The 21,271-nt window shown below is 61.4% G+C and carries 19 protein-coding genes; 11 read left to right on the top strand and 8 right to left on the bottom strand.

What is annotated here, in order from left to right; all coding sequences use genetic code 11:
* The first annotated feature begins 399 nt into the window (after nt 1–399).
* Nucleotides 400–885, top strand: coding sequence for a GFA family protein (locus tag HFO99_RS02425; RefSeq protein WP_222358977.1), 486 nt, complete (start codon nt 400–402; stop codon nt 883–885).
* A gap of 111 nt (nt 886–996) precedes the next feature.
* On the opposite strand, the gene HFO99_RS02420 is transcribed toward HFO99_RS02425, so the two are convergent.
* Complete coding sequence (locus tag HFO99_RS02420) at nt 997–1,566, bottom strand: nucleoside 2-deoxyribosyltransferase (protein ID WP_222358975.1); 570 nt, start codon at nt 1,564–1,566, stop codon at nt 997–999.
* A 309-nt stretch (nt 1,567–1,875) separates the two neighbouring features.
* The gene (locus HFO99_RS02415) at nt 1,876–2,466 is read right to left on the bottom strand and encodes a TetR/AcrR family transcriptional regulator (protein WP_222358973.1); all 591 of its coding nucleotides are present in this window, start codon (nt 2,464–2,466) and stop codon (nt 1,876–1,878) included.
* Nucleotides 2,467–2,584: 118 nt separating this feature from the next.
* Between HFO99_RS02415 and HFO99_RS02410 the strand changes: the two genes are divergently transcribed.
* Nucleotides 2,585–3,811, top strand: a complete 1,227-nt coding sequence (locus HFO99_RS02410) for an MFS transporter (RefSeq protein ID WP_222358971.1) — start codon at nt 2,585–2,587, stop codon at nt 3,809–3,811.
* A 185-nt stretch (nt 3,812–3,996) separates the two neighbouring features.
* On the opposite strand, the gene HFO99_RS02405 is transcribed toward HFO99_RS02410, so the two are convergent.
* The 5 genes from HFO99_RS02405 to HFO99_RS02385 all read right to left on the bottom strand — a co-directional run bounded on the left by HFO99_RS02405 (nt 3,997) and on the right by HFO99_RS02385 (nt 9,353).
* A complete protein-coding gene (locus HFO99_RS02405; RefSeq protein WP_222358969.1) occupies nt 3,997–4,911 on the bottom strand; it encodes an SMP-30/gluconolactonase/LRE family protein in 915 nt (304 codons plus the stop codon).
* Between the two features lie 14 nt (nt 4,912–4,925).
* Nucleotides 4,926–5,876 carry an ABC transporter permease gene (locus HFO99_RS02400; protein ID WP_222358967.1) on the bottom strand — a complete coding sequence of 317 codons (951 nt, stop codon included), beginning with the start codon at nt 5,874–5,876 and terminating at the stop codon, nt 4,926–4,928.
* Nucleotides 5,873–6,820: an ABC transporter permease gene (locus HFO99_RS02395; protein ID WP_222358966.1), complete on the bottom strand. Its 948-nt coding sequence runs from the start codon at nt 6,818–6,820 to the stop codon at nt 5,873–5,875. The genes HFO99_RS02400 and HFO99_RS02395 overlap by 4 nt, the downstream gene beginning before the upstream one ends.
* Nucleotides 6,817–8,265 carry a sugar ABC transporter ATP-binding protein gene (locus HFO99_RS02390; protein ID WP_222358964.1) on the bottom strand — a complete coding sequence of 483 codons (1,449 nt, stop codon included), beginning with the start codon at nt 8,263–8,265 and terminating at the stop codon, nt 6,817–6,819. Before HFO99_RS02390 ends, HFO99_RS02395 begins: the two co-directional genes overlap by 4 nt.
* A 71-nt stretch (nt 8,266–8,336) precedes the next feature.
* On the bottom strand, nt 8,337–9,353 hold the full coding sequence (locus HFO99_RS02385; protein ID WP_222358962.1) for an ABC transporter substrate-binding protein: 1,017 nt from the start codon (nt 9,351–9,353) through the stop codon (nt 8,337–8,339).
* Between the two features lie 281 nt (nt 9,354–9,634).
* Here HFO99_RS02385 and HFO99_RS02380 point away from each other — a divergent pair, with 281 nt between their 5' ends.
* Nucleotides 9,635–10,873: a sensor histidine kinase gene (locus tag HFO99_RS02380; RefSeq protein WP_222358960.1), complete on the top strand. Its 1,239-nt coding sequence runs from the start codon at nt 9,635–9,637 to the stop codon at nt 10,871–10,873.
* 13 nt (nt 10,874–10,886) lie between these two features.
* Nucleotides 10,887–11,609 (top strand): response regulator transcription factor, encoded by a 723-nt coding sequence (locus HFO99_RS02375; RefSeq protein ID WP_222310578.1) that lies wholly within the window; start codon nt 10,887–10,889, stop codon nt 11,607–11,609.
* A 55-nt stretch (nt 11,610–11,664) separates the two neighbouring features.
* On the opposite strand, the gene HFO99_RS02370 is transcribed toward HFO99_RS02375, so the two are convergent.
* A complete protein-coding gene (locus tag HFO99_RS02370; RefSeq protein ID WP_222358958.1) occupies nt 11,665–12,990 on the bottom strand; it encodes a PLP-dependent aminotransferase family protein in 1,326 nt (441 codons plus the stop codon).
* A gap of 98 nt (nt 12,991–13,088) precedes the next feature.
* On the opposite strand from HFO99_RS02370, the gene HFO99_RS02365 reads away from it, so the two are divergent.
* From HFO99_RS02365 to HFO99_RS02335, 7 genes are all read left to right on the top strand, one after another.
* The gene (locus HFO99_RS02365) at nt 13,089–14,051 is read left to right on the top strand and encodes a nitrate ABC transporter substrate-binding protein (RefSeq protein WP_222358956.1); all 963 of its coding nucleotides are present in this window, start codon (nt 13,089–13,091) and stop codon (nt 14,049–14,051) included.
* A 74-nt stretch (nt 14,052–14,125) separates the two neighbouring features.
* Nucleotides 14,126–15,016, top strand: coding sequence for an ABC transporter substrate-binding protein (locus tag HFO99_RS02360; protein ID WP_222310559.1), 891 nt, complete (start codon nt 14,126–14,128; stop codon nt 15,014–15,016).
* Complete coding sequence (locus tag HFO99_RS02355; RefSeq protein WP_222358954.1) at nt 15,013–15,942, top strand: amino acid ABC transporter permease; 930 nt, start codon at nt 15,013–15,015, stop codon at nt 15,940–15,942. Before HFO99_RS02360 ends, HFO99_RS02355 begins: the two co-directional genes overlap by 4 nt.
* Nucleotides 15,939–16,718: an amino acid ABC transporter ATP-binding protein gene (locus HFO99_RS02350; protein ID WP_222358952.1), complete on the top strand. Its 780-nt coding sequence runs from the start codon at nt 15,939–15,941 to the stop codon at nt 16,716–16,718. The genes HFO99_RS02355 and HFO99_RS02350 overlap by 4 nt, the downstream gene beginning before the upstream one ends.
* A 70-nt stretch (nt 16,719–16,788) precedes the next feature.
* Nucleotides 16,789–17,979 (top strand): M20 aminoacylase family protein, encoded by a 1,191-nt coding sequence (locus tag HFO99_RS02345; RefSeq protein ID WP_222358950.1) that lies wholly within the window; start codon nt 16,789–16,791, stop codon nt 17,977–17,979.
* Nucleotides 17,980–18,103: 124 nt separating this feature from the next.
* The gene (locus HFO99_RS02340) at nt 18,104–18,583 is read left to right on the top strand and encodes an MEKHLA domain-containing protein (protein ID WP_222358948.1); all 480 of its coding nucleotides are present in this window, start codon (nt 18,104–18,106) and stop codon (nt 18,581–18,583) included.
* A gap of 147 nt (nt 18,584–18,730) precedes the next feature.
* Entirely contained in the window at nt 18,731–20,845 is a 2,115-nt protein-coding gene (locus HFO99_RS02335) for a carboxy terminal-processing peptidase (RefSeq protein WP_222358947.1), read from the top strand.
* The last annotated feature ends 426 nt before the right edge of the window (nt 20,846–21,271 follow it).

Raw genomic sequence — 21,271 nt, 5'->3', positions numbered from 1 at the left:
CGATCACAGAAATAGAGATAAACATTACAAGATAGATCAACGGTTCGCCTCGAACCAAGCCTCTTCGGCGACGTTCGTCGCCCTTCATGACAATCAGCTGCCGGAGATTGACGTGTCGGGCGTCGCAAATGCATAGTTCGCAGAGCCGGTTGGCGAGCATTCGTCACCGTGCCGCAAATGAAGGAGGGGGAGGTGCTCTTTGCTTGCCCAAGACGCTACTTTTTTGTAGCGGCAAAGCGCCTCCGCCTTGGCCTCACGCGCTTTTGAGCGAGAGCAATTCCAGCAAAAATGCGTAGCGGTTTTGCGTCCGGAATTGCGTGAAAACAAAGAGATAGAGCATTTCCGTGATTCGGAGAAAAACGGAAATGCTCTAGCGCTATCCTGCCAGGATTTGTCCGGATGCAAACAGTCGTTCTAACGGGTGGTTGCCAATGTGGCGCCGTGCGGTATGCGCTGGAGGAGCCGCCGCAAAACGTCCATATCTGCCACTGCCGGATGTGCCATAAGGCCGTGGGCGGTCCGTTTGCGATTATCTGCCCCGTGATGAAGCCCGCATTTCGCCTGACGCGTGGCGCGATCAGTTACTTCAGCAGCTCGGACGTCGGCCGACGTGGTTTTTGCCGTGACTGTGGCACCCCACTCACCTTCGATTATCCCGATGGTGACGACATCGGGGTTTTGGTCGGTACCCTCGACCAGCCCGATCGGGCGCCGCCTGAAAACCAATATGGCAACGAGAGCCGGGTGTCATGGTTCGCCAACCTGGCCCAAGTGCCGGGCGAGCGACCGACCTACGCCGACGATCCCCAGATGTTGCACCGGATCAGCAGCGCCAATCATCAGCATCCTGACCATGATACCGATCATTGGCCGCCGTCCGGCTAACTCTCAAACTTGTCCACTCACAGAAGGCGCGACTGGAGCGGCGATCCCCTCGGGCGGCATAAAGCGGGCTGCAAGCCGTCGACCGCGACGGACCGCTGATTGTTGAGCGCCTTAGCGCAGTTTCTCAACGGCGACGGCAAGACAGGCCTTGAACGCGGCAAGATCCGTATAGAGCGCATCCCGCGCGGCGTCTCCGATGATCAGGACGCCACCGCGCCGCTCAATCCCGGCGTGCAGCATCAGATTGTCGGCCAGACCGAAATCCTCGACCGCAATTCCGTTCGGGTCCCGCAGTCGACCTTCGGCATCATAGGCGACGGCCCCGCCATAAAGATCGCTCACTCGTCCGCTGTGATCGCGGGCCACATTCGTGTAGGCGAATACAGGCTTACCGCTTGCGCACATAAAGCCGAGTTCGAAGGCGGTCCCTGTATCGGCCGCAATGCCGCGAAAGGGGGTCAGATTGGCGATGATCGCGTCAGCCTCGATCATCATCTTCTCGTCCACCGCGTTTATCGCTGCCGCCCGCTCGCGCTTCGAGTTCGTGTACGGGATTTCCAGATCACCGGGCGAGAGCGGGAATAGCCCCGCCTCACGGGCAAGTGCCGCCTTGCAGTCGAGCATTTCACGGGCGTTGGGAAGGAAGACCTCCGGACCGGCGAGATAAACTTTTTTTGTCATAAAATCGCACCTAAAAGGGATGGGTTTGGCATCAAAATACCTTCCTCGCTCTACAGCGAATAAGGATCACAATCCAGTAGGTGAAGCCGCCCATGCCGCAGCGCGTATCTGCAAGCGTAGAGATCACGCCGCGGTGCTGCAGATTGTAAGTGCAGCATAGGCAACGCGGCCGCCATCGCCACGTCAGGCCTGCTCGTGCTCGATGTCGATGTTGGCGACGCGGCCCGGCTCGACGTCGACACGCCGGGCGGGTATTGGCTGCCGGTGCGCAATGAATTGGCCGCGGCGCCTGAGCGGCAATCAAACACCTCATTCCTGTCTGCGGAGGCTCCCCAGCATAGCCTTGAACCCCGCGACCGCCCGCTTCGAAACCGCCTCTGGATTCTCCGCATTGGCGATCCAAAGCGCCATATGGCTGCTGGCGCCATTGATGAGGCGAGCGGCGGTTTCGGTGTCGATATCGATGATCTCGCCATCGGCCTTGAGACGGTCGAGGCTGCGAGAGAGGGCGGCGATGCAGCCGGGGGTGTTCTGCCATTGCGAGATGTCGCCGAGGACAGCCGGGCCATCGCGAAACATGATACGCCGGATTTCGGGCTCAAGCGCCATTTCGATATAAGCGGAGCATTCCTCGACAAAGCCCTGCCAGCGAGTTGGAGCGGCGGCGGAGACCTCGTTCAGCCGCTCCGTCATTTCCGCATCGATTTCCATGATGACGGCCTGAAGCAATCCCTTCTTGTCACCGAAGTGATGATAGAGGGCGCCGCGCGTCAATCCCGCTTCGCCGGTGAAATCGTCCATCGACGCTTCAGCGTAGCCGATCGTACCAAAGGCACGCCGCCCGGCTGCGATAAGTTTGCCGCGGGTCTCTGCGATCATCTCCTGGCGCGGTTTGCGCATGGCTTCTCCATTGGCATACGCCGCGTATCTTTTTCATTGACATACGGAGCGTATGCATTATCTAAACACATACGCTGCGTATATAAGTGTTTTATCTGATAGTTGGAAGGATCGTCCCATGTCAAATCCGTATAAACAAATATTCGCGGCACCTGGGGCCAAGGGCTTCTCCGTCGCCGGCTTTTTCGCACGCCTTCCAATCGCCATGGCGCCGATCGGCATCGTCGCCATGCTTTCCCAGGCACGTGGCGAATATTGGCTGGCGGGCGCCGTGTCGGCCACCTATGCGCTCACCAATGCGGTGATTTCACCGCAGATTTCGCGAGCGGTCGACCGGCTGGGCCAGACGGCAGTCGTCGTTCCCACAACCATCGTGTCGGTGCTCTCGTTCATCGCGCTCATCGCCGCGGCCAACCAGAACTGGCCGGTGTGGACGCTGTTCGCCTCAGCCTTCCTCGCGGCGGCCATGCCAAGCATCCCGGCACTGATGCGAGCGCGCTGGACGGAACTCTTTCGCAACCAGCCCGAGCTCAACACCGCCTTCGCGTTCGAAAGTGCCGCAGACGAACTGGTCTATATCGCCGGTGCCTCGCTCTCGGTCGGGCTGGCCGTCGCCTTATTCCCGGAAGCCGGCATGATGGTGAGCACAGCTTTTCTGGCGCTCGGGACCGCCGCCTTCATCGTGCAGCGCGGCACCGAGCCGAAGGTGCGTCATGTCGCCGGCGCGGCTTCGGTTGGCTCCGCGATCCGCCAGCGTCCGGTGCAGATCATCACACTCGCGCTGATCTTCGTCGGCGCGATCTTCGCAACCGCTGAAGTGAGTGTTGTCGCCATCACCAAGGAGCTTGGTCAGCCGAATGCGGCGAGCCTGGTGATCGGTGTCTATGCCCTCGGTTCCTTCCTAGTGGGCTTGACCCTCGGCGCGCTTAATCTGCGTATCCCCTTGCACCGTCAGCTGCTGATCGCTGTTGCGATCCTCGCACTGACCTCGCTGCCGCTTCTCATCGCCGGCAGCTCGGTAACCCTGCTTGCTATCGCCGTCTTCGTCAGCGGCATCGCGATCTCGCCGACCTTTATAACGGCCTTCGGACTGATCGAGCGTCGCGTGCCGGAATCGGTGCTGACGGAAGGTGTCACTTGGGTGATGACCGGCATCGGCATCGGTATGGCGCTTGGCGCCTTCGTCTCGGGCTGGGTCGTCGACAGCTACGGTCCCCAGAGCGGATTCTGGGTGTCCGCGGCGGCCGGGACGGCGACCGTCCTTATCATTGCCCTCGGTCAGCGTACTCTCGCGGGCGAGTGCACCGGCGGGGAAGATTGCGCGATGCTGGAACCGGCGCAGTAGGAAACAAAAGGAAGGGGCTGGCTAGGTCCGCTTGCTGAACGCAGTGGGATCGAAACTGCCATGATGGATGCGTTGCTAGTTCCAGCGCATGTCGCGTGCGCTGCACCTGTCATGTACTGGCATACCGACTCCTAGCCAGCGGGTCTCCAATTCAATTTCCACCTGCGCGGACCGAAATTATTATTTTACGGCACCTGCGCCCCACTTACGGCGATATAGACCGAATAAATCGACCGCGTCGCTGTAATAAACAGCCGGTTGCGTTGGGGGCCACCGAAGGTGAGGTTGGCGACGGTCTGGGGGACTCGGATCTTGCCGATCAGTTTGCCTGTGGGGTCGAAGCAATGCACGCCATCGGCCGCGCTTGACCAGAGGTTCCCGCTGACGTCGGTGCGGATGCCGTCCGGAATGCCGTTGTCGATATGGCAGAAGGCCCGGCCGTTTGCCAGCCTGATGCCGTCGATCACATCGAAAGCGCGGATGTGGCGCGGCAGGCTTTCGTCATGGCTTGCGGCCGAATCCGCCACATAGAGGATCGTCTCGTCGGGCGAGAAGGCGAGGCCGTTCGGCTGGATGAAATCGGTGGCGACAGCCGCAAGCGCGCCGGTCGTCGGGTCGAGCCGGTAGACGTTGCGCGTTGGCTGCTCCGGCTCGGCGCGAAAGCCTTCGTAGTCCGACATGATGCCGTAGGTGGGATCGGTGAACCAGATCGAGCCGTCTGATTTCACCACCACGTCGTTCGGCGAATTGAGCCGCGCGCCTTCGAAACGGTCGGCGAGCACGGTGATCGAGCCGTCGACCTCGGTGCGCGTGACGCGGCGCGGACCATGCTCGCAGGAGATCAGCCGCCCCTGCCTGTCGCGCGTATGGCCGTTGGTGAAGTTGGACGGTTGCCGATAGACGGAGACGCCGCTCTCGGGCGTCCATCGCATCATGCGCTGGTTGGGAATGTCGCTCCAGAGCAGCTGGTTCGCATCGTTGAACCAGACGGGACCTTCCGCCCAGCGGCAGCCGGAATAGAGCTCGTCGAGGCCGGCGCTTGTTACGATCATCTGCCGGAAGCGCGGGTCGTGGATTTCGTAGATACTGGCTTCGGCCATGGCTGTCTTTCCGTTTATCGCATGCCGGCCCGGCGACCGCCGGCGAGCATGATGACGCTGATGATGATGAGGCCGGTCATGATCAGGCGGATGCCCGCGCCGAGCCCGTAGGTGTTGAGCATGGAGACGACCAGGAACATGAAGAGCGATGCGCCCCAAATCCCCGGCACGTTAGAATCACCGCCGGCGACCGCCGTGCCGCCAATCACGACGACAGCGATCGACATCAGGAGATATTCCGAGCCCATGTTGAGCGCAGCGCCGCCCGAGAAACAGGCGAGCAGATAGCCTGCGACCGATGCGAGCACGGCGCAGAAAAGGTAGGTGATGAAGCGTGTGCCGTCGACCGGTGTGCCGGCCATGCGCGCAGCCGGCATGCTCTGGCCGATCGCCGAAATCCAGCGTCCATAGATCGTCTTCTCGAGCAGGAACCAGGCAAGGAGCGAGATGAGGAGTGCGACGATCGCCACATTCGGCACGCCGAGCGTGCTCGACGTGGTGAATTCCGCCAGCACGCTCGGAGGCTTGATGCGCAATCCCCGGTTCGTCCAGATCGCAGCGGATTGCACGATGAAGCTCATGGAAAGCGTCGCGATGATCGGCGGAATGCGGAGCGCCTTGATGAGCGCATAATTGCCCAGCCCGACGACAAGGCCGATGACGATGGCAACGAGAAAACCGGGCAGGATCATGCCGTTTTCGACATTCATAAGCTTCAGCGCCACCGTGCCGGCAAGCGTCATGGTGGCGGGAACCGAGAGATCAATGTTGCCGGGGCCGAGCGTGATGACGAACATCTGGCCGATGCCGACGATGACCGAGAAGGCCGCGAAGGTGAGGGCTGCCTGTGACAGGCCAAGCGTGCTGGCGCCGAGCGTCACCATGATCGTCAGGAACCAGACGACAAAGGCGGCAAGCCACGACCAGATCCAGGGTTTGCGGAACAGGCGCAGCAGCGGGGTCATCGGCGTTTCTCCCGCTTCTCCAGGCGGTTCAGCATCAGCCGAAGTGCCAGCACAATGATCAGGATCGCCCCCTGAGCCCCGATCTGCCAGTCCGGCGAGATGCGCAGGAAGGATAGGAACGAGCCGGCGAGCGTCAGCGTCAGCGCGCCGATGACGGCGCCGATCGGGGAAACGCGGCCGCCGATGAACTCGCCGCCGCCGAGGATCACGCCGGCAATCGACAGCAGGGTGTAGCGCAGCGCGATATTGGCATCGGCCGAGGTGGTCAGCCCGACCAGGGCGATGCCGGCAAGCACCGCGAAGAGGCCGGCAAGACCATAGGCGGCAGCGCGCGCCCCGACAATCGACCAGCCGGCGCGCTCGACCGAGCGCTGGTTGCCCCCGATGCCGCGCATCAGCACGCCGAGCGACGACCGCATGACGAGAAGATGGGCGACCAAGGCGATGACGATGCTGGCGACGATCGCCATCGGCGCCATCGGCGGCTTGACGGTCATCAGCCAGCGCACCCAGTCCGGCGCCTGCCCGCCCGGTGCCGGCAGCAGCAGGACGGCAAGGCCACCCCAGACGAAGCTCATGCCCAGGGTCACGACAATGGACGGCAGGTTGCGCAGATAGATGACGACGCCGAGGCCCGCATAGGTTGCGATCGCGCCGGCCAGGATCAGCACGCCGATCACCGGGGCATCCCGCAGAAAGGTCGCGGTGACGCAGGCGACGAAGCTGACGAAGGCGCCCATCGAGAGATCGAGATCGTTGACCGCCATCACGACCATCTGGGCGATCGTCGCAAGCGCGATCGGCACAGCCAGGTTGAACAGCAGGTTGAGCCCGACATAACTCATGGCGCGCGGCTGCAGCCAAAAGACGGCGGCGAGCAGCAGCGTCAGCGACAGGGCGGGAATGGCAAGACGCAGGGCGTCGGACGACAGCCGGAACGTCATGCGGCGACCCCTTCGAAGGAGGCGGCAATGATGTTCTTCTCGTTGACGGCGTCGCCGGCGAGTTCGGTGGTGATGCGGCCTTCGCGGAAGACGTAGACGCGGTCGCAGAGGCGAACCTCGTCCATCTCGGTCGAGTACCAGATGAAGGTGCGGCCGCGCGCCGCTTCCTCGCGGATGATCGCGTAGACCTCCTGCTTGGTGCCGACGTCGACACCACGCATCGGATCGTCCATCAGGACAACAGGTGCGCGCGTCGCAAGCGCGCGGGCAAAGAGCACCTTCTGCTGGTTGCCGCCCGAAAGCGACAGGATGCGGTTGTCCATATCGGGCGTGCGGATCTCGATCCGCCGCTTCCAGTTGGCGCCCTTCGCCTCTTCTTCGCCCGCGAGGATGAGGCCGCGACGGGAGAGGTCACCGAGCGAGGCGATGGAGAAGTTGCGCAGGATGCTCCACAGCTCGAAGACGCCGTTGAGGCGGCGGTCGCCGGCAACGAAGGTGACGAGCGGATCGCGCTCGGGCAGCCAGTTGCTCGACTGGGCGGCATGCAGGGCGAGGAGGAGCTCGGTCTGCCCATGGCCCGCCAGGCCCGCCAGTCCGATGATCTCGCCCTTGCGGGCCGCAAAGGGAAGACCCTTCGCCTGATGGGACAGAATGAGCGGAGCGGTGGATTTTTCGCGGGCCGGGCGCTTGGCTTCCTCCTTCGCAACAGTGCCCATTGCTTCGACGAGGCCGTGATGGTCGAAGCCCCGCGCCGGGCGTTCGGCGACGACGCGGCCGTCCTTCATGACGACGATGCGGTCGGAGGTTTCGAGGATCTCGTGCAGGATATGCGAGATGAAGATGACGGACCCGCCTGTGGCGATGAAGCGGCGGACATGGTCGAGCATCTGGCGGGCAAGGCTTGCATCGAGCGACGAGGTCGGTTCGTCGAGGATCACCAGACGCGGCGCAATGCCGGCGTCGGAAAAGGCCATTGATATCTCGACCATCTGCCGCTCGGCGATCGAAAGATCCCCCACGGCCCGGCTGCTGTCGATGCCATGGCCGGGAAAGACGGCGTCGAGGCTCGTCTCGATGATTTTTGTGGCGCGCCTTCGCCAGCCGAAGCCTCCGAGATGGCGATGCATGATGCGCGTGTTCTCGACGATCGAAAGGTTGGGGCAGAGCGAAAGCTCCTGGAAGACGCAGCGCACGCCGCGGGCACGGGCAGCGTTGATGCCATAACGCTCCATCCGTTCGCCGTCGCTCGCCACACTTCCTTCGTGCGGCGTGAGACCGCCATTGATGACGCTGACGATGGTGGACTTGCCGGCACCATTGTGTCCGACAAGCCCGACGCATTCGCCCGGCATGACGCGAAGGGTCACGCCATCGAGTGCCCTGACCGCGCCGAAACTCACCTTGGCGCCATCGACGGCGATCACCGCCTTCAAAACGTCATCCATGCTCCCCGCCATGCCTGCTTGTAAAAAATGCCGCGCGACCTTCTTCGGACGCGCGGCAGTCGCCGGGAGAATTACTTTGCCGACTCGATGACCTTGATTGCGTCTGCCTGCGTGTATTCCACGTTGGCGACGCCGCCGGCCTGGGTATTGGCGAGGTTGGTTTCGAGATTGTCCTGGTCGATGCGCAGGAAGGGCACGACGAGGTCCTTCTTGACTTCCTTGCCGTCGAGGATCTGCTGGGCCACCCAGAAAGCGAGTGTGGAGACGCCTGGCGCGATGGATACGGACATGGTCTCGTAGCTCTTCGCGTCCTTCTGCTCCTTCCACCACTTCAGTTCGTCCTCACGGTTGCCCATGATAATGATCGGCATCTTCCGGTCGGTTGCGGCAATCGCCTGTGCGGCGCCATAACCGTCGCCGCCCTGCGTTACCACGCCGGCAATGTCGGGCAGGCTCGGCAGGATGCCGGCAACAGCCTTCTGCGCCACGTCCTGGGCCCAGTCTCCATGAACGGAGCCGACAATCTTGAACTGCGGGAACTGCTTGACGCCGTCGTGAATGCCGGCCGAGATCTCGTCATCGACGAAGACACCGGCAAGGCCGCGGATCTCGAGCAGGTTCCCGCCTTCCGGAAGTTTCTTCGATAGGTACTCGACCTCGCTGCGGCCCATTTCCTTGAAGTTGACGGCGATGCGCCAGGCGCAGGGTTCGGTGACGATGCCGTCGAAGGACACGACGGTGATGCCGGCGTCGCAGGCCTCCTTGACCGCGCCGTTCAACGCCGTCGGCGAGGCGGCGTTCAGCACGATGGCGTCATAGCCCTGCAGGATCATGTTCTGGATCTGCGCGGCCTGTTCCGTCGCCTGGTTCTCGGCGGTGGTGAAGGGGTCGGCTGCAGCAACGGTGCCGGCCTTCACGGCTTCCCCCGTCACCTTGCCCCAGCTCGTCAGCATGGCCTGGCGCCACGAATTGCCGGCATAGTTGTTGGAAAGGGCGATTTTCTTGGCCGCGGTATCGGCAAAGGCGGAAACGGGCATCGCGGCGCAAGCAATAGCGGCCGATGCCAGAAGCATCTTACGGATTGTCATGTCTTCCTCCCTGATGATCGCGCTGGTCGGCGGATCGCTTCACTCCTGCCGGCCCAACTGGGCCCGAGTGAAAATTGTTCTTGCACTGAGCTTCCTCCTCTCAGTAAGGGCAGGATGCGGGAGATCGATCGGCCTGTACAGGGGCATGGCGGCAATCCGTTTGCGGGATTTGCGCAACAAGCTGCGGGTTTACGCAAGACGGAGGCGCTTCCGCAGGCGCTTACTGGGAAGGGGGCGCTACGGGTTGAGGAGCCTGCTGCCGTCACGGGGAGGAACTGACGATGCTGCATCTCGTACCGGCAGCCATGTTCGACCATTATCTCGGCATTTCCCGGCTGCTCGCGGGTCAGCTCGACTTCCGATCGGCTATCCGTTCCGTCGCGGCCGAGGTCGCCCATATCATCCCGCACGACCATCTCGATGTCTGCGTGTTGCTTGAGGGCGGCAACTACCACACGGCCTACGAGACGGGCATCGAGACCGCCTGGGGCGGCCTTGCCGGTGCGCCTGTTGTCAACAGCCCCATCCGTTCGCTGCTCTGGGGCGAGGTGGATTTTCTGCTGGCGGACGACGCCATGACCGACCCGCGTTTCCACTTCGAAGGCGCCTTCAAGCGGCCGATCGTCGAACAGTCGCTGAGGAGCCGTTTGCATGTCCCAATGAAGGTGCAGGGCACGATCATCGCCGCACTTTCCTGTTCGTCGCACAGGGCAGGCGTCTATACGATGGAGGATATCGAACGCGCCCGCATCATCGCCGACCTGCTGACGCCCTATTTCTTCGCGCTGCAGGCGGCCGAGCAGGCGCAACGCTCGGCCATTGTCGAGGCAGAGGCCCGCGCCCGCGAGGAGGGCTTGCGGCAAGGTGCACTGAAGCTTACCGAAGCCCTGGAGCAGGAACGCCAGCGCATCGGCATGGATTTGCACGACCAGACGCTCGCCGACCTGACGCGGCTCGCCCGCCGGATCGATCGGCTGTCGCGCAACGGCGAGGTGGCGCCCGAGACGCTGGAGCCGATCTCCCGTTCGCTGCAGCATTGCATGCAGGATCTGCGGCAGATCATCGAGCAGGCAAAACCCTCCGTGCTCCAGCTCTTCGGCCTCGCCCAGGCGATCGAGCATCATCTGGACCGATCGACCCGCGATACGGGATCGGGGATTGAGTGGGGCCTTGTCGACGAGACGCATGGCGCATTGGAGCGACTGGAACCGACCGTCAGCGTCGCGCTGTTCCGGATCGCCCAGGAGGCGATCAACAATGCGGTGCGCCATGCCGCTCCTCTTGCCGTCACGGTACGGCTCGAGGCCGACGAGGAACGGCTGTCGATCGAAATCTCCGACGACGGGACCGGGCTCACCAAGGCGCGGGGACGGATCGGCGGCGGCATCGACAATATGAAGACCCGTGCGCGGCTGATTTCAGCGCGCTTCACGACCGGGCCCGGCCATAACAATCGGGGGACAGCGGTGCGTGTCGTGCTACCGCTTGTACCGCACGACCCGGCAATCGGGCCAAACTGAGGACAAGGGCATGATGAAGGTTCTGATCGTCGAGGACGACCCGCTGCACCGATCCTATCTGCACGAGGCTGTTAATGCGGCCCTGCCGGAATGCGATACGGTGATCGAGGCGGAGAATGGGACCGTCGGCGAAAAGCTCGCCCGCGACCACAAGTCGGCGCATATCGTCATGGACTTGCAGATGGCGAGCCGCAACGGTATCGAGGCGGCGCGCACCATCTGGAAGGAGCGGCCGGAGACTCGCATCCTGTTCTGGTCGAATTACTCGGACGAGGCTTATGTGCGCGGCGTCTCCCGCATCGTGCCGGATGGCGCCGCCTATGGCTATGTGCTGAAATCCGCCTCCGATGAGCGGCTGAAGCTTGCGCTGCGCTCGATCTTCATCGAGAGCCAGTGCGTCATCGACCGCGAGGTGCGGGGCCTGCAGCAGAAGAGCCTTGGCCAGACGAACGGCTTCACCGATTCCGAATACGAGATCCTCGTCGATATCGCGCTCGGCCTCACCGACCGGGCCATCGCCAGACGTCGGGGTCTTTCGCTGCGCAGCGTGCAGAACCGCCTGCAGCAACTCTACGACAAGCTCGACGTCTACCAGAGCGCCGGCGACGACCACGAGGACGGCCGCTTCAATCTGCGCGCCCGCGCCGTCACGGTCGCTTTCCTGCGCAAACTGCTGAACTACAGTGCTCTGGAGCGAGCTGAGGCAGAGCTGCAGGAGTGGCTTGAGGGAAAGTAGTTCTGGACTTGCGTGGAATGACTGTGATCAGAGACATGGGCTGCGGCCCTGCCTTTCACGGCGCATGAGCCAGAGCGATCGCATCGGCGGCTTCCTCGCAGCGATCGCTGAGCGTGCTGGTCGCCACTCGAATATGACTGCTTGGCAGGACGGAGAATTTGCTGCCCGGGTTGACGGCGATATTGCGCGCGGCGAGCGTCACCATCGCGAATGGTTCGGAGACGACGGGCACCCAGAGGCACAGGCCTTGGCCTGGCGCTATCGGTATTCCCCGTTCGCTGAGCGCATCGGCAAGAGCGTCCCGCCTCTGCTGGTAGATCTCGCGCGCCTCGGCGATGAGCCGCCAGGTTGCCGGATCGCGCAGTAGCCAGGCGGTGGCACCTTGCAGGATACGGCTGGTCCAGCCGGCGCTGAAGGAGCGGTAAGACTGGATCTGGTCGACGATCGGCGCGGAACTCGACAGGACCGCGAGACGCAGATCCGGGCCGAGGCTTTTCGAGAGTGAGAGGATATGGATCGTCCGCTCCGCAAATCGGCCGCCGAGCGACTGCGGAGGTGCCGCCGACACATCGCCGACGCCGTCATCCTCGATGATAAGCGTATCGCTGTCTTCCAGCACATCGCCGAGCTGACCGAGGCGGGATGAACTGACCGTCACGCCGGTCACCGAATGCAGCCGCGGCTGGAACAGGAAAGCCGCCGGACGTTGCTGGAGTGCTTCGCGCAGCGACTCCGGCAGTGGGCCTTCGTCGTCGCAGGCGACAGGGATGATTTTCACGGCGAGATCTTCCAGAATATCGAGCAGCCGCATCGCGGTCGGATGTTCGATCGCGACCGACGAACCCGAGGAAACCAGAGCATGCAATATCGTATAGACTGCGTTGTAACCGCCATTGGTAGCCAGAAAGGCTTCCGGCTCATATGGCCATCGCTTGGAAACGGCGTCCTTCAACTCAGGGACGATCCGGCTGCGCTCATAGCTGTTGAGGTCATCGACGGACGCGCCGTAGGCCACTGCTTCGGCGAGGCGGGGAAGAAGTGCTGCATCCGGTCCGGCTAAGGTGAGGTCGAGCACACCTGCCGCATAGTTTCCCGAGCTGGCGAGACGCTCCGGCTTGGCGACGAAGCGGTCGCCGCTGACCCAGGTACCGTTGCGCCCCCGGCCGCTGATGATCTTCTGCCGCCGCAATTCGCTCCAGGCTTCGGAGATCGTTGCCGGACTGACATGCAATTCGTAAGCGATATCGCGGATCGCCGGCAGGCGCGTCCCAATGGGCAGGACACCGGCACGGATCAACGCGCTGGTTTCGAGAGCGATCCCCCTGATGCTGCGGTCGGCTATTTTTTCGGCAAACCAGGAGGCTTCGACCGCGTCGCCCATTTTCTCTCACTTTAAATGTTCAATAACATAATAACATTTGTACTCTCTATTTTGAACATTTAATTTGCCACTCGTCGAGCAATTTTGTGAGTTTTTGCATGCCTGTGACGCTTCGCATCGCCCTTCGAGATTGGGATTACATGACACCGCTTGTGCTTGGTGATGTCAGCTCTTCCCGTCTCGATATCAAAGTGGATCGTGTGGCCACGCTGGTCTCCAGCCTCGCCGATGACCAGGCGCATGACGTCGCGGAAATCTCCTTCAGCCGCTATTCGCAGATGCGTCATGATGGCGATGATCGGATCGTCGGCATGCCGAACTTCATCATGCGCGGCTTCCGTCATCGCTGCATTATCACCGCCAAAGGCAGTCCGATCCGCAAGCTGTCCGACCTGGCCGGCAAGAACATCGGCGTGACTGGCTGGCGCGATTCCGGAAATACGTGGACCCGCGCTGCGTTGCGCCGGGAAGGCGTCGGCGTCGAGGATGCCATGTGGTATGCCGGGCGCCTGACCGAGGCTCATCCGATCGTCGATCGGCTCGATGGTTTCGGACGGCCCGGCCGCATCGAGGCTGCCCCCGGCGAACGCCCGATGGTCGATCTTTTGCTGGATGGCGGGCTCGATGCCGTGTTCACGCCTTTCATGCCGAAGGGCTTCTTCGACCAGGAATCTCCCCTGCGCCAAGTGCTGGATGATTTCCGCGCCGCCGAAGTCGCTTACCTCAATGAGGTTGGCTACGTCCCGGGCATGCATCTGATCGGCTTCAAGGCTGATATCGTCAAGGAGCATCCCTGGATCATGGATGAACTCAGCGAACTGATCGACGAGTCCCAGCGTATCTGGCTGGAGAAGCGCGAGAAATACGCCGATACCACGCCCTGGATGATCGACGAACTGCGCCGCTGCGCGGCCGACCTGCCGCCAAGCTGGAACGTCAGCGGGCTTGCCGAGAACGAGGCAATGATCGCCGACTTTGCCGAGGAACTTTACGAACAGAAGATCATGCCGCGCCTATTGACGCCCGCCGAGCTGTTTCCGTGGCACGCCAAGGCGCGATGAACAAGGCCTGGGGAAACCCTTCGCAGGCCTCATCGTTGGATCACCGTCTTCGCAAACCAAAAAAGGGGAATGACATGCATTCGAAACTGATCGCTTCCGCTGCCCTGCTGGGTCTGATGATGACGACTTCGGTGTTCGCCCAGGAGGCGGCCGCACCAAAGCAGAGCGTCAACGACGCACTTCGCGCCCGCCTGCCGGAGAAGATCCGCACCGACGGCAAGATGATTTCCGTCAACAATGGTTCCTTTCCTCCCTATGAGATCGTCACCGGCACGAAATTGAGCGGTGCCAGCGCCGACCTGACTGATGCGATCGGCCAGATGCTCGGCGTCGAGATCGAGCACGAAACCGTCAGCGGACTGACCGCATTGCTCGCCGGCATCAATTCCGGCCGCTATCAGTTCGCCTTCGGCCCGATCGGTGACTTCAAGACCCGTGAGGAGGCTAATGATTTCGTCGACTGGGTTCAGGAATTCGTCGTCTTCTCCGTCCAGAAGGGCAATCCGAAGGCCATCGGTTCGCTCGACAGCGCCTGCGGCAATCGCATTGCCGTCATGGCCGGCGGCTCCGCCGAAAAGGTGATCCAGGCTCAGGTTGAAAAGTGCAAGACGGACGGGAAGCCTGCGATCGAAGTGCAATCATACACCGACCAGCCGAGCTCGATCCTGGCGGTCCGCTCCAAACGCGCCGATGCCTTCTTCTCCTCGCAGGCACCGTTGACCTATTTCGTGTCTCAGGCAAACGGCCAGCTGGAACTGAGTGGCGTCGGCCAGAAGAATGGGTTCGACGATCTCTATCAGGGCGCGGTCGTGCCGAAAGGCTCGCCGCTCGGCCCCGTTCTGCTCGACTCGATCAAGGCGTTGATGGATAACGGCGCCTATGCCGCCATCATGAAGAAGTGGGGCCTTGAGAACAACATGATCAAGCAGCCCGGCCTCAACCTGGGTGGAGCCCTGCCGAAATGAACAATAGCCGCACGACTGCCGCACCGCCGTCTGGCGGTGCGGACTTCCGGGATGTTGCCCACGCCCACAAGCCTTTTCAAACGGGCCGGCTCCTCCTGTGGGTGGTCGTGCTCCTGGTTGCCGCGAACTTCCTGTGGATCGTCGCCCATAATGAGAATTTCGGCTGGCCTGTTGTCGCGGCTTATTTCTTCGATCCGACTGTCATCAGCGGCCTTTACGTCAGCCTTGGCTTGACGGTGGTAGCGATGGCCATCGGCATCGTGCTCGGCCTCGGACTGGCGATTGCCCGGCTGTCGAATGACCGGCTCGCTCGGTCGCTGGCATCGCTGTTCATCTGGTTTTTCCGCGGCACGCCGCTCTTGGTGCAACTGATCTTCTGGTACAATCTCTCGACCCTTTTCCCCGAACTTTCGATCGCCATTCCGTTCGGTCCGACGCTCGCGAGCTGGGAGACCAATTCGGTGATTACGCCGATGACGGCGGCGATCGTCGGCCTGGCCTTGAACGAAGCGGCCTACATGGCCGAGATCATTCGCGGTGGCCTGCTCTCGGTCGATCGCGGCCAGTTTGAGACGGCGGAAGCCTTCGGCATGACCAAGGCGAGGGCGCTGTGGCGGATCATCATTCCGCAGGCGATGCGCTCGATCGTACCGCCGACCGGCAACCAGCTGATCAGCATGATCAAGGCAACGTCGCTCGTCAGCGTCATCGCCATGGCCGATCTGCTTTATTCCGTCCAGTCGATCTACAATCGCACCTTCGAGATCGTACCGATGTTGCTGGTCGCGGTCCTCTGGTACTTGCTTATCACCTCGATCCTCAATCTCGGCCAGAGCTATATCGAGGCCTATTACGGCCGCAGCGAACGGCGCAATAGTGTCGCTGCCGCCAAGGTCACCACCCTTGTCCAGGAGGCAAACCATTGACCGCCGCCGAGACCGCAAAACCTCTCGTCAGAGCCCGCAACGTCCACAAATCCTTCGACCAGCTCGAAGTGCTGAAGGGGATCGATCTCGACGTCATGCCGGGTGAAGTCGTCGTGGTGCTTGGCCCGTCCGGGTCGGGAAAATCGACCTTCCTGCGCTGCATCAACCATCTCGAGGCGATCAATAAGGGGTTCATCGAAGTCGATGGCGAGCAGATCGGTTACCGCCTCCGCAAGGACCGGCTGGAAAAGCTGTCCAGCAACAGGGTCGCCCACCAACGCCGCAAGATCGGTATGGTGTTCCAGCAGTTCAACCTCTATCCGCATATGACCGTGCTGCAGAACATCGTCGAGGCCCCGGTCGGCGTGCACGGAGAAAGCCGCCAGGCCGCGACCGAGAACGCCATGCGGCTTCTGGAGCGGGTGGGGCTGTCGGAAAAAGCGGGGAGTTATCCTCGTCAGCTCTCCGGTGGTCAGCAGCAGCGCGTCGCCATTGCCCGTGCCCTTGCGATCAAGCCGAAGCTGATGCTGTTCGACGAGCCCACCTCTGCGCTCGACCCCGAACTCGTCGGCGAAGTTCTCTCCACCATGCGCGATCTCGCCAAACAGGGGCTGACCATGATCGTCGTGACCCACGAGATCGGTTTCGCCCGTGAAGCTGCCGATCGGGTGGTGTTCATGGACGGCGGCAATGTCGTCGAAATAGGCAAGCCCGAGGATGTCATCGGCAATCCGCAACATCCCCGGACCCAGGCTTTTCTCGCCCGTTTTCTCTGACTGGTGTCAGCTCGCTGCTTCGACCCTCGGGCCGGAGCAATGCCCTTTTCGATCAAGACCGGATGTTTTCATGCCCACGCTCGACAATGCCTATGCCCGCCTTTCCGATTTCGAAGCCATGGAGGCGGAGCTGAAGGCGACCCGCCAGCACCTGCATGCCCATCCGGAACTCTCTTTCGAGGAAGCGGAGACGGCGCGTTACGTCGCGGAAAAGCTGGAAGGCTGGGGTTATGACGTGACCCGCAATGTCGGCGGTCATGGCGTTGTCGCTCGCCTCAGCGCCGGCAAGGGCAGCCGGGGCATCGCCATCCGCGCCGACATGGACGCGCTGCCGATCGTTGAGGAAACCGGGCTACCCTATGCCAGCGGCACCCCCGGCAAGATGCATGCCTGCGGCCATGACGGCCACACGACCGTGCTGCTCGGGGCCGCCGAATATCTCGCCCGCACCCGCCGCTTCAGCGGCACGGTGACGCTGATCTTCCAGCCGGCGGAAGAGGCGGGCAAGAATAGCGGCGCCCAGGCGATGATCGCCGACGGACTATTCGAGCGGTTTCCGTTCGACGCAATCTTTGGCCTCCACAACCACCCCGGCGCTCCCGAAGGCACCATCCTGCTGCGATCCGGCCCGATGATGGCGGCATCGGATACCGTCGAGATGACGATCAAGGGCAAAGGCGGTCATGCCTCACGGCCGCACCTGACCATCGATCCCGTGGTCGTGGCGTGCAACCTCGTCGTCTCGCTGCAGACGATCATCTCGCGCAACCTCGATCCGACCCAGACGGCTGTCATCACCGTCGGCACCATCCATGCCGGCGATGCCGTCAATGTCATTCCGGAATATGCGAAGCTCGCATTGAGCGTGCGCTCCTTCGAGCCCCGCATTCGCGATCTCCTGCAGGAGCGCATCACCAAGCTCGCCCGCTCGGTGGCCGAGGGTCACGATGCTTCGATCGAGATCGACTACGATCGCGGCAATCCTGTCGTCGTGAACTCGCCTGATGAGACGGATTTCGCCCGGGTCATCGCGGCGGAACTGGTCGGCGAAGACAAGGTCGCGACCTGCCCGCTCATTCCCGGCAGCGAGGATTTCGCCCACTTTCTCGAGCACAAGCCGGGAAGCTTCCTGCGTCTCGGCAATGGTATGAATTCGGCCATCCTGCATAGCGCCAAATACGACTTCGCCGATGCCAGCCTGACAGTTGGCGCGGCCATGTGGGCAAGGCTTGCGGAACGCTACCTTCAGGACGACGCCTGAAGTCTCGCTCGCCCTGCTTTACAGTGTCGCATTTGGAGCTTGCACTTTCCGTAGCGCAAAAGGATTTTGTAGCCCTTTGAAGTGAGAACATCACTTCAGGATCTCTCGCCGCAGGATGCGTAGCATGATTGCCAATTATAACGACGCCGGACTCGACTTGCCTTACGATCTCGAGTTTTACGCACTGATGGCGGAAAGCTTCGAACGAAGTGTGGGACGCCGTCTGGCGCCGGAAGGCGAGGGTGCTGAATGGCTTTACGACGAGTCGCCGGCGGTTGTCCTTGCCCACAACACCGACGCCGATCCGCGCTTCATCTACGCAAACCGCGCGGCCCAGGCTTGCTTTGAATATTCATGGGAGGAGTTCGTCACTTTGCCATCGCGTCTTTCGGCGGAGGCGCCCGATCGCGCCGAACGTGAGAGGCTGTTGAATGCCGTGGCGGCGAATGGCTTTATCGCCGACTACCGCGGACTTCGCATCGCCAAGTCAGGGCGGCGTTTCTATATCGAGAAGGCCATTGTCTGGGATCTTGTCGACCGCAGCGGATGCCGTCGCGGTCAGGCTGCGACTTTCGACTCCTGGCAAGACGTGCAGGCGGATTGAGCGCCGGCTGCGGAGACCCCAACCAGGCGCCGGATATGTCCGCAGCTTTGCAAACCATGTCGTTTGCCATTTGGTTGCCAAAAAACCATGATTGCGTCACATAGATCGCACATCGACACTCGGCTTTAAGAATTGGATCAACGCTGAATGCGCATAGCCTACTTTTTCCTTGGTGCATTTCTTGCAATTGCACAGTCCGCATATGCTGAAGTTGCATCACCGCCTGTTTTGGCGCCGCTGAAGCGACAGGCACAAGCCGCGGAGTTGAGCGCACAATTTCTTTCGCGGTATAGCTACAAGCCCGTTCCACTTGACGACGCCCTGTCGGCCAGGATCATGGATGCGTTCATCAAGTCACTTGATCCGGACCGCATGCTCTTCCTGCAAGCCGACATCGACGGATTCATGTCCGACCGCAGCGAGATCGATGATGCCATCGAGGAGAGAGACTTGAAGATCCCGTTTGCGATCTTCAAAGCGTATCAGCAGCGCGTTGTCGACCGCATGAACTACGCGCGCAGCCTGCTTAAGCAGGGCTTCGATTTCAGCGCGCAGGAAAATTATTCGGTGCTGCGCGATAAAGCGCCGTGGCCACAGTCGGAAGCCGAGAGCAATGAGCTTTGGCGCAAGCGCGTCAAAAGTGACTGGTTGCGGCTGAAGCTGGGCGGCAAAAACGACGCGGCCATTCGCGAAACGCTCGACAAACGTTATGAAAACACACTCGAACGCGCTTACAAGTTTAAAAGCGACGACGTTTTCCAGTCGTTCATGGACGCCTATTCAACGTCGATCGATCCGCACACGGACTATTTCGGCGCGGCCGCTTCAGCCGACTTCAATGTCTCGATGAAGCTTTCGCTGTTTGGTATCGGTGCTGTGCTGCAGGAACGCGACGAGTACACGACGATCCGTGAGCTCGTGCCTGGCGGGCCGGCGCAGCTGTCCGGCAAGCTCGCGGTCGGAGACCGCATTACCGGCGTTGGTCAAGGCAAGGATGGGGCGATCAAAGAAGTGGTGGGCACGCGCCTTGATGAAGTCGTGCAGATGATACGCGGAAAAAAAGGCTCCGTCGTGCGGCTGGACATCCTGCCGGCAGATGCCGGAGCTGATGGCACGCATCGGGTCATCAGCTTGGTGCGCGATAAAATCAGTCTCGACAAGCAGGCCGCCAGGAAGTCCGTTCTGTCCGTGAAGGTAGGCGAAGCGACGCGCAAAATCGGGATCATCACGCTGCCGGTATTTTATGAGGATTTTGAAGCCAAGGGCAAAGGCGACCAGGATTACAAAAGTGCAAGCCGCGATGTCGCCAAGCTTCTCGACGAACTGAAGCAAGAAAAGGTCGACAGCCTGGTCATTGACCTGCGCAACAATGGCGGCGGTTCATTGGACGAGGCGATTGATTTGACCGGTCTCTTCATCGGCAATGGCCCGGTCGTTCAGCAACGTAGCAGCAGCGGCAAGATCGAGGTCAAAAGCGCTGAGCTTGCAGCGCCTGTCTGGACGGGCCCGATGGGCGTCCTGATCAATCGCGGCTCGGCCTCGGCTTCGGAGATTTTTGCCGCGGCAATCCAGGATTACGGTCGCGGTGTGATCGTCGGCGAACCCAGTTTCGGGAAGGGCACGGTTCAAACCGTCGTCGATCTTGACCGGATTGTTCGCAACAGCAAACCCGAGTTCGGGGAGTTGAAAGTGACAATTGCCCAGTTTTTCCGGGTCAACGGTGGTACGACGCAGTTGCACGGCGTGACGCCCGATATCAGCTTGCCCGGACTTTCCGATCCGACAAGTTTCGGCGAGACCAGTTATGACAATGCCCTGCCGTGGGCTGAGATCAAGCCCGCGAACTACACGCCCGCCGACACGATCACGACGTTGCTGCCGACATTGCAAAGCCGCCATGATGCGCGGGTTGAGAGCAATCCGGACTTCCAACGCCTGCTAAAGGACATTGCCGACCTCAAGGCGCAGCGCGAGAAAGGGATTGTTTCCCTCAATGAGGCCGAACGTCGCAAAGAAGCGGCTGCTCGCGAGAAACGGTTCAAGGATCGAGCGGAAGCAGGGGATGGCGAGGATCTTGGAGATGATGGCCTGGAGGCAGGCGAGCGCAGCCTGAGTGCTGATATTGCCATTGAAAATGCTCGCAAGAATGCAAAAGACGTCTTGCTGGACGAGACCGTCGCCATTCTTGCCGACGAGGCGGATTTGCAGGAAGGCGTGCTAAGGGCAGCCACGAAAGAATCAGGAAACACGAACGGAAAATAGTCATTCCCGATGGGTGTAGATTCAGGTCCTGCGACAATATCACGGGACGCGAATGTGCAACGACAATATCTTCACGCACGCTTGTCCAGAGGATGTGATTGTCTTTAGAGCCGCCAGTTCGCTTTTCCACTCCAATTGTAGGGGGCGAACGCCAGCCACTGGGGTTGTTGCTTGACGCTCCACACACGCGACTTCACAGTTACAGCGTTGAAGGTGAGTCGGACAGACTGTACCGTTTTTCGCATCCGTTGCTCATCTCTGAGGGAGGCGTCAGCAGGGTTGCTTGGTCCGTGCCCCGACCGACACCGGTTGATCGCAAATAGGATCGAGATTGATTGAGTTCGAACTCGCAGCCGCTCCTATTTGCTTGTGAGGTCGCGCCGTGGATAAAGTGCCATCAGCAGTCGATCCTCCTCGCGAAAGTTC

The organism is Rhizobium leguminosarum, assembly GCF_019798305.1.
Classification (GTDB): Bacteria; Pseudomonadota; Alphaproteobacteria; order Rhizobiales; family Rhizobiaceae; genus Rhizobium; species Rhizobium leguminosarum_U.
The sequence above is the reverse complement of the archived record's forward strand: the minus strand, read 5'-3'. Positions and strand labels throughout refer to the sequence as shown.